This window comes from Thioclava sediminum (assembly GCF_002020355.1).
Classification (GTDB): domain Bacteria; phylum Pseudomonadota; class Alphaproteobacteria; order Rhodobacterales; family Rhodobacteraceae; genus Thioclava; species Thioclava sediminum.
The window spans coordinates 1,152,834-1,173,200 of record NZ_MPZV01000001.1 but is presented as its reverse complement, the minus strand read 5'-3'; the positions used below and the strand labels follow the sequence as shown (position 1 = coordinate 1,173,200).

Annotated in this window: 15 protein-coding genes and 1 pseudogene; 4 read left to right on the top strand and 12 right to left on the bottom strand. The window is 63.4% G+C overall.

The features are described from left to right. Positions 1 to 17 precede the first annotated feature (17 nt). Complete coding sequence (locus BMI91_RS05160) at positions 18 to 1,088, top strand: TRAP transporter substrate-binding protein (protein ID WP_078604173.1); 1,071 nt, start codon at positions 18 to 20, stop codon at positions 1,086 to 1,088. A 69-nt stretch (positions 1,089 to 1,157) separates the two neighbouring features. Here the strand turns inward: BMI91_RS05160 and BMI91_RS05155 are convergent. From BMI91_RS05155 to BMI91_RS05115, 9 genes and pseudogenes are all read right to left on the bottom strand, one after another. Further along, positions 1,158 to 1,684: pseudogene (locus BMI91_RS05155) on the bottom strand (IS5 family transposase); the annotation flags it as partial. A gap of 185 nt (positions 1,685 to 1,869) precedes the next feature. Then, on the bottom strand, positions 1,870 to 2,877 hold the full coding sequence (locus tag BMI91_RS05150; RefSeq protein WP_232621712.1) for an ABC transporter permease: 1,008 nt from the start codon (positions 2,875 to 2,877) through the stop codon (positions 1,870 to 1,872). Beyond that, complete coding sequence (locus BMI91_RS05145; RefSeq protein ID WP_078604172.1) at positions 2,874 to 4,400, bottom strand: sugar ABC transporter ATP-binding protein; 1,527 nt, start codon at positions 4,398 to 4,400, stop codon at positions 2,874 to 2,876. Before BMI91_RS05145 ends, BMI91_RS05150 begins: the two co-directional genes overlap by 4 nt. 65 nt (positions 4,401 to 4,465) lie before the next feature. After that, the gene (gene torT, locus BMI91_RS05140; protein ID WP_078545607.1) at positions 4,466 to 5,536 is read right to left on the bottom strand and encodes a TMAO reductase system periplasmic protein TorT; all 1,071 of its coding nucleotides are present in this window, start codon (positions 5,534 to 5,536) and stop codon (positions 4,466 to 4,468) included. 82 nt (positions 5,537 to 5,618) lie between these two features. After that, positions 5,619 to 6,587 (bottom strand): 5-oxoprolinase subunit C family protein, encoded by a 969-nt coding sequence (locus BMI91_RS05135; protein WP_078604171.1) that lies wholly within the window; start codon positions 6,585 to 6,587, stop codon positions 5,619 to 5,621. Then, complete coding sequence (locus BMI91_RS05130; protein WP_078604170.1) at positions 6,577 to 7,452, bottom strand: 5-oxoprolinase subunit B family protein; 876 nt, start codon at positions 7,450 to 7,452, stop codon at positions 6,577 to 6,579. The genes BMI91_RS05135 and BMI91_RS05130 overlap by 11 nt, the downstream gene beginning before the upstream one ends. A gap of 9 nt (positions 7,453 to 7,461) precedes the next feature. After that, positions 7,462 to 8,835, bottom strand: a complete 1,374-nt coding sequence (locus BMI91_RS05125) for an acetyl-CoA carboxylase biotin carboxylase subunit (RefSeq protein WP_078604169.1) — start codon at positions 8,833 to 8,835, stop codon at positions 7,462 to 7,464. A gap of 4 nt (positions 8,836 to 8,839) precedes the next feature. After that, entirely contained in the window at positions 8,840 to 9,073 is a 234-nt protein-coding gene (locus BMI91_RS05120; protein WP_078540022.1) for an acetyl-CoA carboxylase, read from the bottom strand. 12 nt (positions 9,074 to 9,085) lie between these two features. Then, entirely contained in the window at positions 9,086 to 9,874 is a 789-nt protein-coding gene (locus tag BMI91_RS05115) for a 5-oxoprolinase subunit PxpA (RefSeq protein ID WP_078569730.1), read from the bottom strand. 225 nt (positions 9,875 to 10,099) lie between these two features. Here BMI91_RS05115 and BMI91_RS05110 point away from each other — a divergent pair, with 225 nt between their 5' ends. Beyond that, the gene (locus BMI91_RS05110) at positions 10,100 to 11,005 is read left to right on the top strand and encodes a LysR family transcriptional regulator (RefSeq protein ID WP_078545613.1); all 906 of its coding nucleotides are present in this window, start codon (positions 10,100 to 10,102) and stop codon (positions 11,003 to 11,005) included. 230 nt (positions 11,006 to 11,235) lie between these two features. After that, the gene (locus BMI91_RS05105; RefSeq protein WP_208607946.1) at positions 11,236 to 12,543 is read left to right on the top strand and encodes a Glu/Leu/Phe/Val family dehydrogenase; all 1,308 of its coding nucleotides are present in this window, start codon (positions 11,236 to 11,238) and stop codon (positions 12,541 to 12,543) included. Positions 12,544 to 12,791: 248 nt separating this feature from the next. Here BMI91_RS05105 and BMI91_RS05100 read toward each other — a convergent pair whose 3' ends face one another. The 3 genes from BMI91_RS05100 to BMI91_RS05090 form a co-directional block, all read right to left on the bottom strand. Continuing rightward, positions 12,792 to 13,844, bottom strand: coding sequence for a 2,3-butanediol dehydrogenase (locus tag BMI91_RS05100; protein WP_078604167.1), 1,053 nt, complete (start codon positions 13,842 to 13,844; stop codon positions 12,792 to 12,794). A 63-nt stretch (positions 13,845 to 13,907) separates the two neighbouring features. Continuing rightward, the gene (locus tag BMI91_RS05095) at positions 13,908 to 15,707 is read right to left on the bottom strand and encodes an NAD(P)/FAD-dependent oxidoreductase (RefSeq protein ID WP_078604166.1); all 1,800 of its coding nucleotides are present in this window, start codon (positions 15,705 to 15,707) and stop codon (positions 13,908 to 13,910) included. A 141-nt stretch (positions 15,708 to 15,848) separates the two neighbouring features. Then, positions 15,849 to 17,600: a sigma-54-dependent Fis family transcriptional regulator gene (locus BMI91_RS05090; protein ID WP_078604165.1), complete on the bottom strand. Its 1,752-nt coding sequence runs from the start codon at positions 17,598 to 17,600 to the stop codon at positions 15,849 to 15,851. Between the two features lie 438 nt (positions 17,601 to 18,038). Between BMI91_RS05090 and BMI91_RS05085 the strand changes: the two genes are divergently transcribed. Continuing rightward, complete coding sequence (locus BMI91_RS05085) at positions 18,039 to 20,015, top strand: AsmA family protein (protein WP_078604164.1); 1,977 nt, start codon at positions 18,039 to 18,041, stop codon at positions 20,013 to 20,015. Positions 20,016 to 20,367 lie beyond the last annotated feature (352 nt).

The window sequence follows — 20,367 nt, the reverse complement described above, 5'->3', positions numbered from 1 at the left end:
CATATAGGGAGGAAACGATGCTCAGAACTTTTGTGAAATCGCTTGCGCTGGGGGCCGTGCTGGCCTCGGGGCTCGGCATGGCCGCGCAGGCTCAGGACGATACGATCACGCTGCGCGCGGTCGCCAACTCCAACACCAATGACGAGGATTACGACGGTCTCGTCGTGTTCAAGAACTATGTCGAGAATGCCTCGAACGGGAAGATCAAGGTCGACCTCTTCATCGGCACGCAGCTCTGCTCGAACGGGGCGGAGTGCCTGCAGGGCATCGCGGATGGCTCGCTCGATATCTACATCTCGACCTCGGGCGGCGCCGCGGGGATCTTTCCTTACGTGCAGGTCCTCGACCTGCCGTATCTGATGCCGAACGACCGGGTGGCCGAGGAAGCGCTGACCCATACCGACTTCACCTCGGAGCTGCGCAAGATGGCGCTGGCGGATAGCGACGACATGATCCGCCTGATGACGATCGGGAATACCGGCGGCTGGCGCAACTTCGCCAACACCAAGAAGACGGTGAAGACGCCCGCAGATCTGAAGGGGATGAAGATCCGCACCATCGTCGCCGACCTGCCGCAAGAGTTGGTGAAGGCGATGGGTGCTTCGCCGACCCCGATCCCGTGGCCGGAGCTGTTCACCGCGATGCAGACCGGCGTTGTGGACGGCACCAAGAACGGCATCACCGACATCATGAACATGAAATTCCCCGAGGCCGGGCTGAAGCATCTGACGCTCGACGGGCATGCCTACATGGCGGCGCTGTGGTGGATGAACAACCAAAAGTTCAAGGAGATGTCGCCCGACATGCAGCGTGTGATCGTGGACGGGTTCGCGGCGCTCCAGCAGGCGACGTTCGCCTCGCCGAAGCGCAAGTCGATCGCGGCTTACGAGGAGTTCAAGAAGGACGGCGGCGAGATATACGTGCCGACGCCCGAGGAAAAGCAGCAGTTCCAGGACGCGGCGAAGCCGGTCTATGGCTGGTTCAAGGACAACGTCCAGAACGGTGGCGAAGTATTCGATGATCTGCAATCAGCCGTCGATCAGGCATCGAAGACCGTCGATGCAGAGCGTGCGACCGAGCTGAACTGAGCCTTTGCTCCCGATGAAGAGCGAACCCGCGCCTCGTGGCGCGGGTCTGTCATTTTCTAGGCTTAGAATTCATAACCAGTAGATGACGAGAGCCGCCAGGGCGATGGCGGAGAGGAAGACCTTCGGAGATCGGTCATAGCGAGTCGCCACACGCCTCCGGTCTTTGAGACTGCCGAACATTATCTCAATCCGGTTACGGCGTTTGTCATATTTGATGGGCGTCTTGCGTTGCTTCCGGCCCGGGATGCAGGCGCGTATCCCTTTGTCCTGAAACGCGTCTCGGAACCAGTCGGCATAAGCCGCGGTCCCCGAGGAACCAGTCGACCTTGGGTAGGCTGCTCAGCAGCGCCCGCGCACCGATGTAGTCGCCGACCTGCCCAGCGGTGACGAACAGGCTGAGCGGTCGCCCTTGGCTGTCGCAGATGGCATCCAGTTTGGTATTCCGTTTTCGGGCGAAACTGTCCCCCGGACAGTTTCTTTTTCCCTCAAACTCCTTGGTTCGCCCGATCAGGCGACCGCGCCCCCTTTTTCGCGGCCAGGCTGGTCGCGGTGCGGTATGCCTTCAGGTAGGTTGCGTCGATCATCACGGTCTTTTTTCTCTCCGTTTTCGGAGCCGTGAATCACGCGACGCAACACAAATCAATGAATCCTGACCCTAGGCCTCGGTCGTGTTCGACCGGCAGCGCGCAACGAATGTCGGCTTCGTTCCATATCGCTTCGACCGAACGAAAAGACAAAAGCCGGGTGGCGCAAGACGCGCGCACCCGGCCAGGTTGGTCTCTTAGCCCTTCACGATCATCCGGTAGCGCAGCTGGTCGAAGATCACGGCGCAGATGAGCAACAGACCGATGAGCACCATCTGCATGTAGGAGCTGACCTGCGCGAGGTTCATCCCGTTTTGCATCAGGATGATGAAGAACGCGCCGAGCACGACATTCTCCACCCGGCCGATCCCGCCGCGCAGCGAGACCCCGGCGATGACGCAGGCTGCGATGCTCTCCATTGCGATCGTGCCGCCAAGGTTCGCATCGCCGCTCTCGACGCGCGCGGTCAGCAACAGACCGGTCAGGGCCGCGATCACGGCGCAAAGCCCATAGACGAGGATCAGCGTGCCGCGGGTGTTGATCGCCGACAAATGGGCCGCCTTGATGTTGCCGCCGACGGCATAGATGCGGGCGCCGACGCGGGTGCGGGCCATCAGCACCCACATCACGATGATGGCGATCACGGCGATCACCACGGGCACGGGAACTCCGAACACCCGGCCGAAGCCGAAGGTGTCGCCAAAGGCGAAGGGCAGGCCCGAAACCGGCACGCCCCCGGTCAGGAACAGCGCAAGCCCGGTCCCGACAGACGAGACACCCAGCGTCATGATGAAGGGCGAGACGTCGAACAGCGCGACGCCGATCCCGTTCACCGCGCCCACGATCAGCGCGACCGCGAAGCCTGCAAAGGCGCCGATCAGGATCACGAGCCAGATCGCATCGGGGAAAATCTGTGCGGCCCATGTCATCGCCAGCGCCGAGACGACGGAGCTGAGCGCGATCACCGTGCCCACCGAGAGGTCGAAGCCCCCCGAGATCAGCACCAGCATCTGGCCCAGCGAAACCAGCACCAGATAGACCGATTGTCGCGCCACGTTGATCAGGTTCTGCGGCGACAGGAAGTTCGGCGCGGCGAGGGTGAAGATCACGACGGCCGCGATGAGGAAGAACGGCAGCACGCCGAGCTTGATGAAGATACGCAGCGGCAGCGCCGCCAGCGAAGGCTTGGAATTGGCCTGCATCATGCGGGGCTTCCTTCTGTGTCTTTTTGTGTCTGTTGGGAGGCGCCGGGCTGGTCGAAGAAATAGCGCAGGACGATGTCCTCGCGCAGATCCTCGCGCGGCAGCTCGGCGGTGATCTTGCCATTGGCGAGCACGATGGCGCGGTGGGCGAGGTTCATCACCTCTGGCAGATCCGACGAGATCACCACCACGGCCTTTCCGGCCTCGGCCAGTTCCGCGATCAGCCGGTAGAGCGCCGCGCGGGTGCCCATGTCGACGCCCACGGTCGGCTCGTCGAAGATGTAGAGATCGGCCTTATGCCCGAAGGCCTTGCCGAACAGCACCTTCTGCTGATTGCCGCCCGAGAGCTTGCCGACGACGCGGCTGCGGTAGCTCTCATGCAGTTCGACATGGCCGAAGATTTCCGCCGCGCGGGTGCTCAGCTGACGCGAGCGCAGCAGCGGGCCGCCCTCGGCCATCAGATCCATCACCAGATTGCCGCGCGGCGTCTCGGCGAGGATCAGGCCCTCATGCTTGCGGTCGGGCGAGAGATACCACGCGCCCGCCTTCACCAGCTTGCGGGTCTGCGCGCCGGTGACGTCCCGGCCCTTGAAGCGGACCTGCCCGGCATGGGTCGGGTTGAGCCCCATCACCGAGCGGAACAGCCGCGACTTGCCCGAGCCCACGAGGCCCGCGACGCCCAGCACCTCGCCCCGGCGCACCTCGAAGGAGGCATGATCGATACCGGGAGCGCTGAGGTTTTGCACGTCGAGGACGACTTCGCCGGGCGTATGGGCGATGCTCGGGTAGATGTCGCGGATCTCGCGCCCGGCCATCATGTCCACGAGCGACTGCTCGGTCATCTCGGCCATCGGCGCGGTGCCGATATGCGCGCCGTCGCGCAGCACGGTCACGCGCTCTCCGATGCGCTCGAATTCATGCACGCGGTGCGAGATATAGATGATCCCCACACCCTCGGATTTGAGCCGCCCGATCACCTCGAAGAGCTGATCGACCTCGCGATCGGTCAGCGAGGCGGTGGGCTCGTCGAGGATCAGGACCGACAGATCGCCCTGCATCGCCTTCGCGATCTCGACCATCTGCTGTTGCGCCCGCGACAGGCGCGCCACGGTCAGGTCCGGGTCGATGTCGAAGTTCAGATCGGTCAGGATCTGCTTTGCCCGTTGGCGCATCGCGCGCGGCGACAGGAAGGGGCCGACACCCGGCTCGTGGCCCAGAAACATGTTCTGCGCCACGCTCATCGTCGGGATCAGCGAGAATTCTTGAAAAACGGTATGGATGCCTTTGGCCTGCGCATCGGCCACCGAGGCGAACTGGACTGGCTCGCCGCGCATCTCGATCGTGCCGGAAGTCGGAGTATTCGCGCCCGCCAGCAGCGAGATCATCGTCGATTTCCCCGCGCCGTTCTCACCGAACAGCACATGCAGCTCACCCGCATAGAGGTCGAAATCGACGGCATCGAGGGCGAGGACACCCGGATAGGCCTTGCTCAGCCCATGCGCCTGTAGAAGCGGTTTGCTCGTCATTTGCTGTCTCCCAGGGCAGGAATTGGCGGCGCCGGCGGAAGGGGGAGGGCCGGCGCCGCGGGTCGTCAGTTCACCGAGAAGACCGGCTGGAAGCCGTCCGGGGGCAGCACCGCGGAACGCGGCGTGTCTTCGATATTGTCCTTGGTGATGACGAAAATCTTCGGACCGACATGTTTGACATAGTCCTTGCCTTCGAGGATCCGCACCGCCTGATCGACCGCGATCCGGCCCTGGATGACCATCGAGTCCGCCGGGGCTGCCTCGATGAAGCCGCGCTGGATGCCGCTATAGACACCGGGCGTCAGGTAGAAGGCGAGGTTGCCGACCTTGTCGGTCAGGCCGCGCTCGCGCAGCAGGCCCTGTGCTACTTCCGCAGTCACCGCGGTGCCCGCGATGTAGCTCACTTCCGGGTTCGCCTGCAGCACGTCTTCGACGAGCTTGAGCTGGGCTTCCTTGCCGGTATCGCCGTAGCGCGGCTCGAGCACTTTCACGGCCGAGCCTTTCACGGCTTCCATGAAGCCCTTGTTCGCGGCTTCGACCCAACCGGCGCCTGCCGGGCCCGGGAACCAGCCGACGGTCACTTCGTCGCTGCCCTCGGGGTGCTTCTGCGCGAGGTAGGAGCCGATTTCTTTGCCCATCGTCTCGAAGGAGACGAGCGACTTGGCCGCGAGGTCGGGCGAGGACATGCCGTTGACGAGGTCGATGACCGGGATGTCCTTGTCGGCCAGTTCCTTCACGACCGAGTTCAGACCGTCATAGGAGATCGCCCCGATGATGACCGCCTGCGCGCCACCGGCGGCACAGTCCTCGATCTGGCTGATCTGCTTGGCGAGGTTGGTGTAGCCACCGGCCTCGACCACGTTCAGGCTGACGCCTTCGCGCTTGGCCTCTTCGGTCACACCGTAATCGACGCCGAGCCAATAGGCGTCTTTCATATGCGGGAAGGAGACGCAGATCTTGTAATCCTTGTCGGCCTTGGCCAGCGCCTCATATTCGATGGGCTGGGCGGTGCCATCGGCGGAGAAGGCCGGGACGACCTCTTCGGCGGGGTAGGGGAACCACGCATCCTCGGCCATGGCCGGGAGCGCGGCACACGTAGCGCCCAGAAGCGCGACGGATGTCAGGACATGTTTCATTGTTCAGAGACCTCTCTGTTGCTTGGTTTGATCGCGGGTTGTCCCCGCTTGTGGAATAGCGTCGGCGCGGGGCGCCCGGGATTTACCCGAGCGCGGCGCGGATCTTGTCGAGCCGTTCGCGGCGTGCGGTGCGCGCGGCCAGTGCCTGTTCCATGGTCACTTCGACGAAGCGCACCTTGGTGTTGGGTTGCAGCTGCCCGATCAGGTCCATATCGGCCGAGATCACCGCGCCGAGGGTGAAGTAGCCCCCGCCCGAGACCGCATCGCGATGGAGCACGATGGGCTCCTGTCCGCCCGGCACCTGGATCGAGCCGTAGGAATAGCAGCCATCGACGATGTTGGACGGGTCGGAGCCCGCGCCGAAGGGCTGTTCACGCTCGACGAATTCCATCGGCGCGCCACCGCGGAAGCGATAGCCCATCCGGTCCGCCTCGGGGGCGACGGTCCATTCATCGGCGAAGAACTGCGCCTGCGAGGCCGGGGTCAGCCGGTGCCAGTAGAGGCCCGGGAGGACCCGCAGGCTGACCGGGGTATCGACCGGGGCGAGCAGCGCCTTGTCGAGCGTGCGCTCGGTCATGCCCTTGGACTTGCCGACCGGGATCACGTCATCCGCCGCAATGGCGCGGCCCTCGACCCCGCCAAGCGCGCCGATCGGATAGGTCGAGCGCGAGCCGAGCGCGCTCGGCGTGTCGATCCCGCCGCCGAAGGCGATGTAGATGCGTGCGCCGGATTTCAGGAACCCGAAGCTCAGCGTCTGACCGGCCTTCACGACGAAGGAGGACCAGCTCTCGCGCGGCTCGCCATCTACCATGATCGGCATCTCGCCCCCGGTGACGGCCACGAGCGTGTCATCCTCGAACGTCAGTTCCGGGCCCATGAAGACGGCTTCCAGACCGGCCTCGGCCTCGTCATTGCCGACCAGCATGTTGGCGACCCGCATCGCGAAGCGATCCATAGCGCCGCCTTCGGGAATGCCGAGATGGAAATAGCCCGGACGACCAAGATCCTGGATCGTCGTCGACAGGCCGGGTTTGACAACCTTAAACGCCATTGAGGGCCTCCATCAGTTTCGCATTGGTGCCCGCCATATCGGCGTTGAACGCTTCGAGATCGAAGGTCACTTCGGCAATGCGGGGGGTATAGGTGCCGTCTTTCACGGCAGCCTCGATCCGGTCGAACTCGGCGCGGTCGATCGGTTTCCACTTCACGATGTCGCCGGGTTTGAAGAAGACCATGAAGTCTTGCAGATAGGAGACGGTCTGGGTCGGATCGAAGATCGTCATCGGGGTGATGCCGAACATCTGGTAGCCGCCCGCGCCGCGCACCGAGTAGATGCAGCCGAAGCAGCCGCCGATACCGACCGTGTGCTTGGGCGTATCGGTCCGGGGGCGCAGGTATTTCGGTACCTCGATCTGCTTCTCGCGCTCGACGAGTTGGTAAAGGAAGGGCAAACCCGCCACGAAACCCACCATCGAGACGAACCACGGCTGCGAGTGATAGGCCTCGATGAAAGCCTCCACGCTGTCATAGCCGTTGATCCGCGCGGCATATTCGAGATCGGACGCCTCCGGATCCTGATGGCGTTCGCGGAACCGCATCAGGGTCTCGTGGGTCCAGGGGTCCTGGAAATAGACCGGGACCTCGACGATCCGTGTATCAAGGCGCTTCTCGCCAGCCTCGGCCTTGTGCTCGAGCTCCTTGATCCGCGCCATCATCTCGTCGGGCGAGATCACGTCGGGGTTGAAGCGCACTTCAAAGCTGGCATTGGCGGGGCAAATCTCGGTCACGCCGGGAATGTTCGCCTCGGCCACGGCGTTGCGCAGCGACAGTGCTACGAAGAAGGCTTCGAGCGACATCTCCTCGTCGACCTCGACATAGACGTGCTCGTCGCCGCCAAAGGAATACCTTGTCTTCATGGGGATCTCCTATGCTGCGTCGGTTGAGGTGAGGTTGCCGGCATCGAGCCACGGCTCGAGCCATTGCGTATGGAAGTCGCCGGCGCGCACGCCCGGATCGGCGGCGAGCGCCAGATGCAGGGGCGTGGTGGTCTTCAGACCGCCGATTTCCAGGTCTTTCAGCGTCTCGGCCATCAGGTCGATCGCGGCCTCGCGGGTCGGCGCATGAACGATCATCTTGCCCAGAAGCGAGTCATAGAAGGGCGGGATCTGATAGCCCTCATAGAGGAAGTGATCGAAGCGCAGACCGTTGCCTTCGGGGATCGACAGCGAGGCCACCTTGCCGGGGAAGGGCAGGAACTGCATCAGCGGATCCTCGGCATTGAGGCGCACCTCGATCGCGTGGCCCGTGCAGGTGATCTGATCTTGCGTGACGGGCAGCGTCTCGCCGCCCGCGATGCGCAGCATCATGGCGACCAGATCGAGCCCGGTGATCATCTCGGTCACGGGATGTTCGACCTGAATACGGGTGTTCATCTCGATGAAGTAGAACTCATCGGCGACCGCATCGTAGAGATATTCGATCGTGCCCGCGCCGCGGTAGTTCACGGCCTCGGCCAGAGCGACCGCCGCGTTGCACATCGCCTCGCGGGTGGCGTCCGGCAGGCCGAAGGCCGGGGCTTCTTCCCAGACCTTCTGGCGGCGGCGCTGCAGCGAGCATTCGCGCTCGTAGCAATGGACCGCGGCCCCCGTGCCGTCGCCGAGGATCTGCACCTCGATATGGCGCGGATTGACGATCACCTTTTCCAGATAGAGGCCACCGTCGCCGAAAGCCGCTTCGGCCTCGGCGCGGGCTTGCGGGGCGAGACGGGCCAGCTCGGCCGCGTCCTGCGCGATCCGGATGCCGCGCCCACCGCCACCGGCGGCGGCCTTGATCATCACCGGGTAGCCGATCTCGTCCGCCACGCTCAGCGCCTCGTCTGCCGTGATACGCCCGTCAGAACCGGGCACCGTCGGCACGCCAGCCTCTTTCGCGGCGATCCGGGCAGCGACCTTGTCGCCCATCCGCTCGATCGTCTCGGGTTTGGGGCCGACGAAGATCATCCCGGCATCTTCCACGGCGCGGGCGAAATCGGCGTTCTCGGCCAGAAACCCGTAGCCCGGATGGACCGCATCGGCGCCCGCGTCTTTCGCGGCCGCCACGACGGCAGAGATGTTCAGGTAGGATTTCGCGGCAGGCGCTGGCCCGACACAGACCGCCTCGTCGGCGAGCCGGACCGCCAGCATCTCGGCATCGGCCTCGGAATAGGCCTGCACCGTCTTGATGCCGAGCGATTGCGCGGCGCGGATGATCCGCACGGCGATCTCGCCCCGGTTTGCAATGAAGAGAGTTTCGATCGCCATCGGATCAGCCCATCTTCGCGAGTACATCGCCTGCCGAAACCGGCGTCGCATCCGCCGCGACATAGTCCGAGAAGGTGCCCGCGGCCTCGGCTTTCACCTCGATGAAGGTTTTCATCACCTCGATCAGCCCGATCGTGTCGCCGACCGCGACCGCGTCGCCCGCGGATTTGAACGGGGCCGAATTCGGGTCGGGCTTGTGGTAGAAAGTTCCGGGAAGCGGGGAAACGATATCCGTCATGGCTCTCTCCTGTCAGGTCTTTTCATTTTCAGCGAGAACCATCGCCGCGGGGGCAATGGTGACGCCGTTTTCTTGCAGTGCAGTCTTGATCGCGTGGCCGATTTCCAGCGCACCGGGCGTGTCCGAGTGGAAGCAGATCGACTCGAACTCCACCGTAATCGTCTTTCCGGTGACCGTCTCGACGGTGTTCTCGAGGCAGGCGCGCACGCATTTCGCCGCGAGCTTCTTGGGGTCGGGCGCGGAGACGTGGCGGGCGAAGACGATCGAGCCGCTGTCGTCATAATCACGGTCGGCATAGAACTCGCGCACGACCGGCTGACCGAGGCGCTTGGCGACCGCGTATGTCTTCGAGATATCCATGCAGAACAGGATCAGCCCCGGCGCGTAGCGTTGCAGCGTCTCGACCAGATGGCGCGAGAGGTCCTCGTTGCGCGCGGCCTCCATGTAGAGCGCGCCGTGCGGTTTGACGTGCTGCAGCGGCACCCCGTAGCGGCGGCCGAATTCGCGCATCGCCCCCACCTGGTAGATGATGTCGTTCACCAGCTCCTCGGAGCTCGCGTTGATATGGCGGCGCCCGAAGCCGACGAGATCGCGATAGCCGGGATGCGCGCCGAGACCGACGGAATGCTGATGGCAGAGCTTCGCGACCCGGTTCATCTGCATCGGGTCGCCGGCGTGAAAACCGTTCGCGACATTGGCCGAGGAGATCAGCGGCATCAGCTGATCATCCGGCGCGCCAGCCATGGCCCAATGGCCGAAGCCTTCTCCGAGGTCACAGTTCAGGTCGATGAGTTTCGGCATGTCTCTTCCCAGATCTCTGTTGCAAGATCAGCTTTCGACAATGTGAACGACATGTAAAATTCTAATGTCAGTGAGGGCATTATCGTGATAATCGATAATGTGATTAGACACTGTCCGGTGCAAATCGCTGAAAAATATGGATATGACTTCGATCTGTGCAGATTGCGAACCTATGATATCTGAATCCCGTTGTCGGCATTATCGGAAAATCCGAAAGGAGGCGGCATGAACTTCCGTCAGCTCAAGTATTTCGTGGCTACCGCCGAGACCGGTCAGGTCAGCCGGGCGGCCAACGAACTCTCGATTTCCCAGTCCTCGGTGACGACCGCGATCCGCGAGCTTGAGGCCGAGATGGATACCGAGCTTTTCACCCGGACCTCGCACGGGATGGAGCTGACCCAGTCGGGGCGCGAGTTGCTGGGCCTGTCCTACGATATCCTCACCAAGCTCGACGAGGCGGTGAATATCCGCGAGCGCAGCAGCGGCGTGACCGGGCGGGTTCTCGTCGCGACCACCTACACGGTGATCGGGTATTTCCTGCCCTATCATCTGGGGCGGCTGGCGCGGCTGCACCCCAATCTCGATATTCAGCTCCACGAGCTGAACCGCGAGGCGGTGGAGGAAGGACTGCTGTCGAACCGCTTCGACATCGCGATCGTGCTGACCTCGAACGTGATGAACCCGGAACTGGAAAGCGAGACGCTGATGCGCTCGCCGCGGAGGCTCTGGCTGCCGCAGGGCCATCGGCTGGCGAACCTGCGCAGCGTCGATTTCAAGGAGATCGCCGACGAGGACTATATCATGCTCACCGTCGACGAGGCGGCGAACACGACGATGAAATACTGGAACTTCGGTTCGACCCAGCCGCGCGTGAAGCTGCGCACCTCCTCGATCGAGGCCGTGCGCTCGATCGTGGCAAACGGGCAGGGGGTGACCGTGCTCTCCGACATGGTCTATCGGCCCTGGTCTCTCGAGGGCAAACGGATCGTGACGGTCGAAACCGATCCGCCGGTTCCGACGATGGATGTCGGTCTGGCCTGGCGCCGAGGGGCCGAGCTGTCTCCGGGCGCGGTCGCGCTCTACGACTACTTCCGGCTGACCTTCGACAGCTCGCTGACGTTGAATAGCTGAGCCAAGTCGATCGAAATTTCCCATCGTCAACGATGCCGGCCGCAAATCTGGGGCGTCAGTCTGCAGTCAGGCTGTGCCTCCAAGCCGCGACTTGGAGCGCAGTCGAAGCCTTGGACGCCGGCTCGCATATTTTGAGACAAATCAATGACGCCGCCCGCCCTGTCGGCTGACTGTCAGAAATAGTCCTGAAGAAACCGTCCTTGAAGACCTCGCCACGGAGTATCGAGCTCATGCCGACTAAGAAAAAAGACGTCGAGGAGAATACGCCCCCGACGACGGGAATGCTGGCGAAGTCTCGCGAGACGCTGCGGGCAGCCTGCGAGCGGCTCAACATTCATCCCGACGTTTTCGAAGAGCTCAAAGGGCCCCGTGAAACTCTGGCCGCCACGCTCTTGATCCGGATGGATGACGGGAGCCGACGCGCGTTCCAGTCGTGGCGGTGCCGTTATAACGACCGGCGAGGTCCGACCAAGGGTGGCGTTCGTTTCCATCCGAACGTCTCGCTCGACGAGATCGAGACGCTTTCCTTCTGGATGACGTTCAAATGCGCCGTGGCCAACCTACCGTTCGGCGGCGGGAAGGGCGGGGTCTGCGTGGACACGAAGACGCTCTCTGCCAACGAATTGGAGCGCTTGAGCCGGGCCTATGTCGAAGCCTTCGCGCCGTTCATCGGCCCCGATCGCGATATTCTGGCGCCGGACATGTATACGAACGGGATCGTCATCGCGTGGATGGCGGACCAATATAGCTGGATATCAGGGCAGGCCTCCCCGAGCGCGATCACCGGAAAACCTCTTGCTTTCGGGGGCACGAACGGGCGGGTCGATGCCACGGCGCGCGGCGGATACTATGCGCTGCGCTATCTGGAAACCGCGCTCGCCCTCGACCCGAACACCGCCACGGTGGCGATCCAGGGGTTCGGGAATGTCGGCTTCCACTGCGCCAAGCTTCTGCATGCGGACGGGTATAAAATTGTCGCCATTTCGGATTCCGCCGGCGGCATCTACGACCCAAGCGGATTGGATCCGCTCGCCGTCATGCAACACAAGCATGAAACCGGCGGCGTGAAAGGCGCGAAGGGACAAGGCAAGACGAAAGAGATTTCAAACGCCGAGCTGTTGGAGCTTGATTGCGACGTGCTGGTGCCTGCCGCGCTGGAGCGGCAGATCACGCTCGAAAATTGCGACAGGATCAACGCCCGCATCATTCTGGAAATGGCGAACGGGCCGGTCTCGCCCGAGGCCGACAAGAAGCTGACGGAAGCCGGGCAGATCATCGTGCCCGATATCCTAGCGAATTCCGGCGGGGTTACGGTGTCCCATCTGGAATGGGTCCAGAACAGATCGGGTTTTTATTGGGACAGCTCGCGCGTCCGGGATCATCTGAAGACGACGATGGAGACCGAGACGCAATCGATCTGGACCTTGCACAACGAAATGGAGCTGTCGATGCGCGATGCCGCCTATATCCACGGCCTGCGGCGGATCGCTGAATCCGTGGAAGCCCGGGGCACGCCCGCTTATTTTGAGGGATCATAGCGGCCGATCCCGGCTCCGATCGGCACATCGAAAAGCACGATCTCGGGGTCAGCGACCGTCCAAGGTGGCCCGTATCCTCGCAAGGATAAGCTTTCACAGAAGCGTTGCTCGAGAATATGCATTCACAGTGTGAAGCGTTATCTGTCGACCCCAAAGGTTCCGCGGACGAATAGAGCAATCTCCCGCTCTGGGGCGCTGCGCGCGCGTTAGGGGTTTTGCGCGCGCAGCGCGAAGAGGTTCTGGCTTCTTCAGTCTGGCGCTTCGACCAGGATCTTCACCTGGGATTTCTCCGCGACAAGGGCCTCGAAGCCTTGCTCCACGATCTGATCGATCTTGATCCGCTTGGTAACCAGCTTGTCGGCGCTGAAATAGCCCTGCACCATCAGCTCCATCACTGCCGGGTAGACATTGCGGTATGCGATGGTGCCCTGCAGTTGGCGCTCTTTCAGAACGGCCGTATTGGGTTGGAAGGAAGCGTCTCCCTCCCAGATCGACACGATCAGCGTCTGACCTTCGTGGCGGGTGCTGTCGATGCATTGCGGCAGAACGCGCGGCACGCCTGTCACCTCGAAAGCAACGTGAACACCGCCGGTGGCCGCACGAATTTTCGCGACGGGGTCTTCCGCCATCGGGTCTATGGCGCTGGTGGCGCCGAGTTCGAGCGCTTTCTCGCGGCGTTCAACTGAGGGTTCTACGACATGGATCTGGGCCGCGCCCGCGACGCGCAGCGCCTCGACGACCAAAAGCCCGATCGGCCCCGCGCCGAAGACAGCAGCCGTGTCCCCGGCCTTGATCTTCGACATGCGCACCGCATGCAGCGCGACAGCGGCGGGCTCGACTAACGCACCCTGTTCCATCGACAGCGCGTCGGGCATCTTGTGAACCATCCGGGCAGGCACAACCGAGGTTGCAGCAAATCCGCCATGTCCCCCGGAGAGCCCGACAAAACCGAGGCTGTCACAGAGATTGTATTTGCCCTCAAGGCAGGCGGGGCAGGTGCCGCAGGCGAAGATCGGCTCGATTGCGACACGGTCGCCGATGCTCAGTCCCGTGACGCCTTCTCCCAACTCCGCCACGGTCCCACAATATTCGTGGCCCATGGTGATCGGCGCCTTGTCGTGGCTGAGCGGATGATCCTGCTCGACCGGGACGAAGATCGGTCCCGCCAGATATTCGTGCAGATCGGAACCGCAGATCCCGGTCCATGCGACCTTGATCGCGACCTCGCCGGGGCCGGGGGTAGGGGTATCTATTTCCTCGACGCGAATGTCTTTCACGCCATGCCAACGTGCAGCTTTCATGGAATGTCTCCGTTCAATGGGGGAAGTTCTCCCGGCCCGTGTGGGGCCGGGAGAGGGATGGGATCAGGAGAGGTGGTGGACTTCCTGGAGCCCGTAGACCGGGGTCTCCAGCCCCTCCAGTCGCGCTTTCAGTTGCAGCGCGAGATAGAGCGAGTAATGCCGCGATTGGTGCAGGTTGCCGCCCATGAACCACAGATGCTCCTGTTGGGTCGGCTTCCACATATTGCGCTGCTCGCCTTCCCACGGGCCGGGGTCTTTTGTGGTGTCCGAGCCAAGCCCCCAGACCTTGCCAACCTTGTCGGCGACCTCCTGGCTGATCAGATCGGCGGCCCAGCCGTTCATCGAGCCGTAGCCGGTTGCGAAGACCACCAGATCGGCGGGCAAGCGCGTGCCGTCGGCGAGCACCACAGCGTCCTCCTCGAAATGGTCGACCTGACCCTTGGCCAGCTTCACCTCGCGATCGATGATCAGCTGGCTGGCGCCCACGTCGATGTAATAGCCCGAGCCGCGGCGCAGGTATTTCATGAACAGCCCAGAGCCGTCATCGCCCCAGTCCAGATCGAAGCCCGCCTTTTCCAGCCCTGCGTAGAACTCCGCATCGCGCTCGCGCATCTGGTCATAAAGCGGGATCTGGAACTCGTGCATGATCTTGTAGGGCAGGGAGGCGAAGATCATGTCCGCCTTCTCGGTTGTGACCCCGTTCGCGAGCGCCTCTTCCGAATAGAGCGCGCCGAGCCCGATCTCCATCAGCGAGTCCGAGCGCACGATATGGGTGGAGGATCGCTGCACCATGGTGACATCCGCATCGCCTTCCCAGAGTGCCGCGCAAATGTCGTGCGCGGAGTTGTTCGAACCGATCACGACCACTTTCTTGCCAATCCACGGATCGGGGCCCTCATGCTGCGACGAGTGCTGGATCGTGCCCTTGAAGTCTTCCATGCCCGGGAAACGCGGCATGTTCGGCTTGCCCGACATTCCGGTCGCGAGCACAAGCTGCGTCGGCTCAAGTGTCACCGTCTCTCCGTCACGATTGACCTCGACCGTCCATTTTCCGGAGGCGTCATCGTAGCTGGCACCGGTCACTTCGGACCGCGTCCAGTAATTGATCTCCATCACCTTGGTATACATCTCGAGCCAATCGCCGACTTTGTCCTTGGGCGTGAAGACCGGCCAATTGTCGGGGAACTTGATGTAGGGCAGATGGTCATACCAGATCGGGTCATGCAGGCAGAGCGACTTGTAACGGCTCCGCCACTGGTCGCCGGGCCGGTCATGCTTATCCAGAACGATCGCAGGCACACCAAGCTGGCGCAGCCGCGCTCCCAGCGCGATGCCCCCTTGGCCGCCGCCGACGATCAGCACATAGGGCTGCGTGCCATAGCCCAGATCCGCCTCTTCCGCCTCGCGGTGCTCCTTCCACGAGGTCCGGTTCTTGCGCGCGCCATGTTCAGCGCCCATCGGACGGCGCGTGCCGCGGTTTTCCTCGAAACCCTTGAGCTCCTGAAGCGCGGTCAGCAGCGTCCAGATGCGGCCATCTCGGATCCGCATCAGGCCCCAGCCGCGGCCCGACTTCGTCTCGAAAGTGACCCAGGCGGTGATCACGCCGCCCTCCTCGGCAGGGATCTCGCCCGACTGGATCTCGAACTTGCCGGGGCGGGTGTGCTCGAGCTGGTTTCTCAGCATGTCGGCGACGCCGTCCGGCCCTTCCACGGTTTTCAGGTTCCAGCTGACCGCAACGAGGTCGCGCCAGTAGCTGTCGGTCGCAAACAGCGCGGCCGCGCGGTCGATATCGCCGCTCTCCAGCGCGGCGTTCAGGCTGTCCAGCATGTCCTGGGTCTGTGTGTTAATGGTGGTATCAAGCATCGCGTCTCCTCCTCTGCGCGTGTCTCTAGGAGGAGTATCGGCGCGTGATCGCTGAGCGATCCATGGTCGCGACGCGTGCAAAGGGAGGAAAAGCGACTGCTGCGGCGCGGCATGTTGCGTGCGCAACAAGGGCGCAACATATCACTCGGGCGGACGCAACCCGGCCTTGCGAATCCGGCGCAGGATAGTCGAGCGGTTGACCCCGAGCCGCCGGGCGGCGCGCGCCATGTTCCACTCGCAGGCGTCCAGAATCTCCTCGAGCATGTCCCAAGGGTCGCTCGGTGCAGGCAGGGCCTTTTCGATATGTGGAGTGATTTCGACGGGGCTGGGCAGATCGAGGAGGTCGATCACCGAGCCGACACAGAGCGCCGCCGCCACGTCGAGAACCTGTTCGAGCTCGCGGATATTGCCGGGCCAGCTACGTCCCAGCAATTCGGCCCGTGCCGAGGGCGACAGCCGGACCGCGTCGCCCGCGTGGCGGCGCAGATGACGCGACATCAGCCAATCGAGATCACGCCGCATCCGCAGGGGCGGGACGCTGAGCGCGCACCCCGCGAGCCGATGGAAAAGCGGACGCGGCAGCGCGATCTGGCTGGGCTCAAAGCAACTCGTCGCCAGCGTGCGCAATTCGGGGCGCCGGTCGAGTAGCCCGCCGAGCGCGATCGCCGTCTCCGGAGCGATCTCTTCGATCCGGCGCAGCAGGAGTGTCGTCGGCCCGATCGCCTCGGCGCAGTTTTGCATCAGCGTCTGCGGGTCGAGCCCCGCGCATTCGAGGCTGATGAACCCTTGCGCCTTGCTGCTCATGTGGATCGCACGGGCGAGTTTCGTCTTTCCGGTGCCGGTCTCACCACAGATCAACAGGGGCACATTGCCCGGGGCCAGCCGCTCAGCCTGTCCGATCAAACGGTTCATCTCCGGATCGCCCCCGGTCAGCCCCGCGAGCGGCCCGCCACGACGCATTCCCTGATGAGGGTGACGTGGCGCTTTGGGTGCGATCGCATGGCCAAACAACGCCCCGCCATCGCGCATCTCGATCACCCGCTCCTCGGTCGGGCGGTCACGCATCAGGTCGGGCAGGTCATCGACGTCGATGCTGAGCACCTCATCGATCCCGCGCCCGAGGATCGGGGCGCCTTCGGGAAACAATCGCCGCGCGGCGCGGGTATAGCCCAGCACGCGACCGGAGCCATCGAGCCGCACCGCCGCTTCGGGATCGACATCGAGGAATTCCGGGCTGGAGGACAGGCGCAGCACCCAGTCGCGCGGGCTCTCGGCCATCAGGTTGGCCATCTCGACCCGTCGTGCCGCTGACGTCACGAGATTCATCGCGAGGTTCTGGCTGCTCTTGGGCGTGGGCGAGCGCAAAAGCGAAATGTCGAGCACCGCTGCCAGTTGTCCGAGACTGTCGAAGATCGGCGCGGCGGTGCAGGACAAAACAGTATGGGCGTTTCCGAAATGATCGTCCTGATGCACGGTCACAGGCTCTTGCGTCACGATGCAAGCCCCGACACCACAGGTTCCGGCCAGGTCCTCGGACCAGTTCGATCCTAGATAGAGCCCCGCGCTGCGCAGGTCTTCGGTGAAGAGATCGTCGCCGAAGAAATCGACACAGACCCCTTTGGCGTCGGTGAGCAGCAAGACGTAATTTTGTCCTGCCACCTGCCGGAAAAGCGACTGCAACCCGGAACGCGCCGCCGCGATCATCCATTCCGCCTGCTTGCGGTGATCGCGCAGCTCTGCCTCGGTCACGATATAGGCCGGGTCGGAGCGCGTCGGATCCATGCCGTAAAGCTCGACACAACGCCGCCACGAGGCCGAAACGAAACTGTCTCGCCCGGTCTGGCTGCCGTCCAGCACCCGTCCGATCTCCTCGACATGCCCTGCATCTCTCATGGCGCGTCGCCTCCCAGAAGGGACGATAGCACAGACTGCGCTTCAGACCGGAATAGAAATTGATCTTAGAGAATGGTGTGCCGATGCGGAGCTTTTTACTTCTAACTCCAACAAGGTCGCGCCAAGCTGCAATCGTTTTGCGATTGCCTTTGAAAATTTGAATGCACGAGAAGTGAGAGCTGCGGTGCGATATCCCGACCGACCACGCGGGCCGTCCGGCTTGGTGGCCCTCTCGGTGATTTTGGCTCGGCCGATGTCGATGTTGGCGGCTCCTGTGCGAACGTCGGCGAACACACCCGCGATATGATCCGGCGCGACAAGTAGGGGGCGGAGCAGGAGGCAACTCGATCACGTTGTCCGCGGCGCAGCTGTTCCGACTTGAAAGGCCTTCAGACGGGCGCGTAGCTTGAGAGCCAACACATAACCTCCGGAGGCCCCATGCGCTGGCTCTTTCGCGCTCTCGCTCTCGTCGTTCTGATCGCCCTGAGCCTCGGGGGGGCGCTCCTGCTGATCCCGTCGAAGAAGATCGCCCAGATCGCGGAGGCACGGTTCGAGGCCGCAACCGGGCGCAAGATGACGCTGAGCGGGTCGGTCCATGCGACGATCTGGCCACAGCTTGGCGTGCGCACGGGGCCGGTCGAGATCGCGAATGCGGATTGGTCCAAGGACGGGCCGATGCTCTCGGCCAAGGGGCTCCAGATCGGTGTCGATCCAAGCGCGCTGATCGGCGGTGAGGTTCGCGTCTCCAAGGTCGACGTGCTCTCGCCGAACATCCTTCTCGAGCGGCGCAAGGACGGGACCGGGAACTGGGAGGTCACGCCACCGGACGCGGCCACCAGCACCCAGACCGCGCGCCCGGGCCCGGGCGAGGGCGGCGGGATGACGGCTTTCAGTCTCGACAAGGCGGAGATCAGCGACGGATCGGTGAGGTGGATCGATCATGCGAGTGGCCAGCGCCTTGCGCTCAGCCACCTCGATGCGAGCCTCGCGCTTCCGTCCTTCGACGGTCCAGCGCGCCTTGACCTGACAGGGCAGGTCGAGGGCAAGGCGCTGAAGGTCAATGGCACGCTCGAAAGTTTCGCGTCCTTCCTTGCGGGCGATCCGGCCCCCACCGATCTTGCGCTGACCCTCGACGCGTCGTCGATCGGCTTCAAAGGCACGTTTGGGACGGCACCCTTGGCGGCAAAAGGGGCGCTCACCGCAAGCGTCAAGGATCCAACCGCGCTGGCTGCGATCTTCGGACAGACCGCGCGAGATCTGCCGAAGGGGCTGGGGAGTGACACGATTACCGCGAAGGGCGATGTGACACTGGGCGCGGATGGCGCGATGCAACTGCGCGGTGGCAAACTCACGCTCGACGGCAATGCGCTGAGCGTGGCGGGCGATCTGTCCTTCGCGAAAGGCAAGCCGCGGATCGATGCCCAGATCGACGCGGGCGCGCTTGATCTCTCGGCGCTGACCGGGGCGTCGGGCAAGGCTGGCGCAGGCGGGTCCTCCTCCGGCTCAGGCTCTGGTGCCAGTGGCTGGTCGACCACGCCCATCGACGCCTCGGGCCTGAGAGCGCTGGATGGAAAGATCGCCCTCGATGCGAGTTCCATCGATTTCGGCACTGCCAAGCTGGGCCCGACCAAAGCGCAGATCACGATCGACAACGGCCGGGCGGTTGCGGATCTGCGTCAGGTCTCGGCCTATGGCGGCAGCGTCACCGGGCAGGTGGTGGCCAATGCGCGCAGCGGGTTCTCGGCGTCGGCCGATCTGGTGGCAAAGGGCGTCTCGATGCAGCCGCTTCTGAGCGATCTGGCTGATTACACGCGTCTCGATGCGAAGGCGGATCTGGCGGTGAAGCTCCTGGCCTCGGGCAACAGCGAGGCCGCGCTGGCGCGCTCGCTTTCGGGCTCGGGCAATGTCGCCTTCGGCAAGGGGGCGCTGGAGGGGCTCGATCTGGTGGGGATGCTGCGCACGCTCGATCTGAACTACGTGGGTGAGGGGGCGAAGACGATTTTCGATCAGATCACCGCGAGCTTCACCATCGCCAAAGGGGTGCTGTCGAATGACGACCTTGCGCTGAAAGCACCGCTTCTGAGTGCTGCGGGCAAGGGGCGGGTCGACATCGGGGCGCAGAGCCTCGATTACACCGTCACGCCGACCGCGCTCAGCAAGGCCGATGGCACGGGTGGGGTGAAGGTGCCGCTCTCGATCACGGGGCCCTGGGCGAAGCCGAAATTCGGCCTCGATATGAAGGCGCTCTCGGGCGACAAGGTCGATGCCGCGAAGCAAGACCTGAAGGCGAAAGCGGAGGCCGAGATCGCCAAGAAGCTCGGGATCACGCCGCAGGAGGGCCAGAGCACCGAGGATGCCGCAAAGCAGAAGCTCAAGGAGGAGGCCGCGAAAGGTCTGCTGAAGCTCTTCAAGTAGGGGGCTTCTATGTTCGTGGCAGTGCTTCGTTCATGACAAGGGGTCTCGAGAGGTTCACCCCGCATGTCTGCTGGATGGGATCGTCTCATCCAGACCGTCGATCGCTCGCAGTTTCGGCAGGGGGCTGGAGCGATTTGCTTTGAGAAATGCGCAAAATGCCTCCACGCCCCCCTTATCGTTCGCTATCCGAGCCCCATCCCCGACAGGTTTGACCTCTCCGGATGTGGCGCGCTTGACGCATTCCCCCTATCCCGGACTACCGTCTCACCATGAACACGAAAACCACCACGTTGGAGATTACCTGCTCGATATCGTGAGCTGCGCCCGTAACCGGGTGCCTATCGGTGTCGAG

Excerpts from the sequence above, each read along its gene's own strand:
- BMI91_RS05160 (WP_078604173.1), top strand. The coding sequence starts at position 18 with ATGCTCAGAACTTTTGTGAAATCGCTTGCGCTGGGGGCCGTGCTGGCC.
- BMI91_RS05150 (WP_232621712.1), bottom strand. The coding sequence starts at position 2,877 with ATGATGCAGGCCAATTCCAAGCCTTCGCTGGCGGCGCTGCCGCTGCGT.
- BMI91_RS05145 (WP_078604172.1), bottom strand. The coding sequence starts at position 4,400 with ATGACGAGCAAACCGCTTCTACAGGCGCATGGGCTGAGCAAGGCCTAT.
- torT (WP_078545607.1), bottom strand. The coding sequence starts at position 5,536 with ATGAAACATGTCCTGACATCCGTCGCGCTTCTGGGCGCTACGTGTGCC.
- BMI91_RS05135 (WP_078604171.1), bottom strand. The coding sequence starts at position 6,587 with ATGGCGTTTAAGGTTGTCAAACCCGGCCTGTCGACGACGATCCAGGAT.
- BMI91_RS05130 (WP_078604170.1), bottom strand. The coding sequence starts at position 7,452 with ATGAAGACAAGGTATTCCTTTGGCGGCGACGAGCACGTCTATGTCGAG.
- BMI91_RS05125 (WP_078604169.1), bottom strand. The coding sequence starts at position 8,835 with ATGGCGATCGAAACTCTCTTCATTGCAAACCGGGGCGAGATCGCCGTG.
- BMI91_RS05120 (WP_078540022.1), bottom strand. The coding sequence starts at position 9,073 with ATGACGGATATCGTTTCCCCGCTTCCCGGAACTTTCTACCACAAGCCC.
- BMI91_RS05115 (WP_078569730.1), bottom strand. The coding sequence starts at position 9,874 with ATGCCGAAACTCATCGACCTGAACTGTGACCTCGGAGAAGGCTTCGGC.
- BMI91_RS05110 (WP_078545613.1), top strand. The coding sequence starts at position 10,100 with ATGAACTTCCGTCAGCTCAAGTATTTCGTGGCTACCGCCGAGACCGGT.
- BMI91_RS05105 (WP_208607946.1), top strand. The coding sequence starts at position 11,236 with ATGCCGACTAAGAAAAAAGACGTCGAGGAGAATACGCCCCCGACGACG.
- BMI91_RS05100 (WP_078604167.1), bottom strand. The coding sequence starts at position 13,844 with ATGAAAGCTGCACGTTGGCATGGCGTGAAAGACATTCGCGTCGAGGAA.
- BMI91_RS05095 (WP_078604166.1), bottom strand. The coding sequence starts at position 15,707 with ATGCTTGATACCACCATTAACACACAGACCCAGGACATGCTGGACAGC.
- BMI91_RS05090 (WP_078604165.1), bottom strand. The coding sequence starts at position 17,600 with ATGAGAGATGCAGGGCATGTCGAGGAGATCGGACGGGTGCTGGACGGC.
- BMI91_RS05085 (WP_078604164.1), top strand. The coding sequence starts at position 18,039 with ATGCGCTGGCTCTTTCGCGCTCTCGCTCTCGTCGTTCTGATCGCCCTG.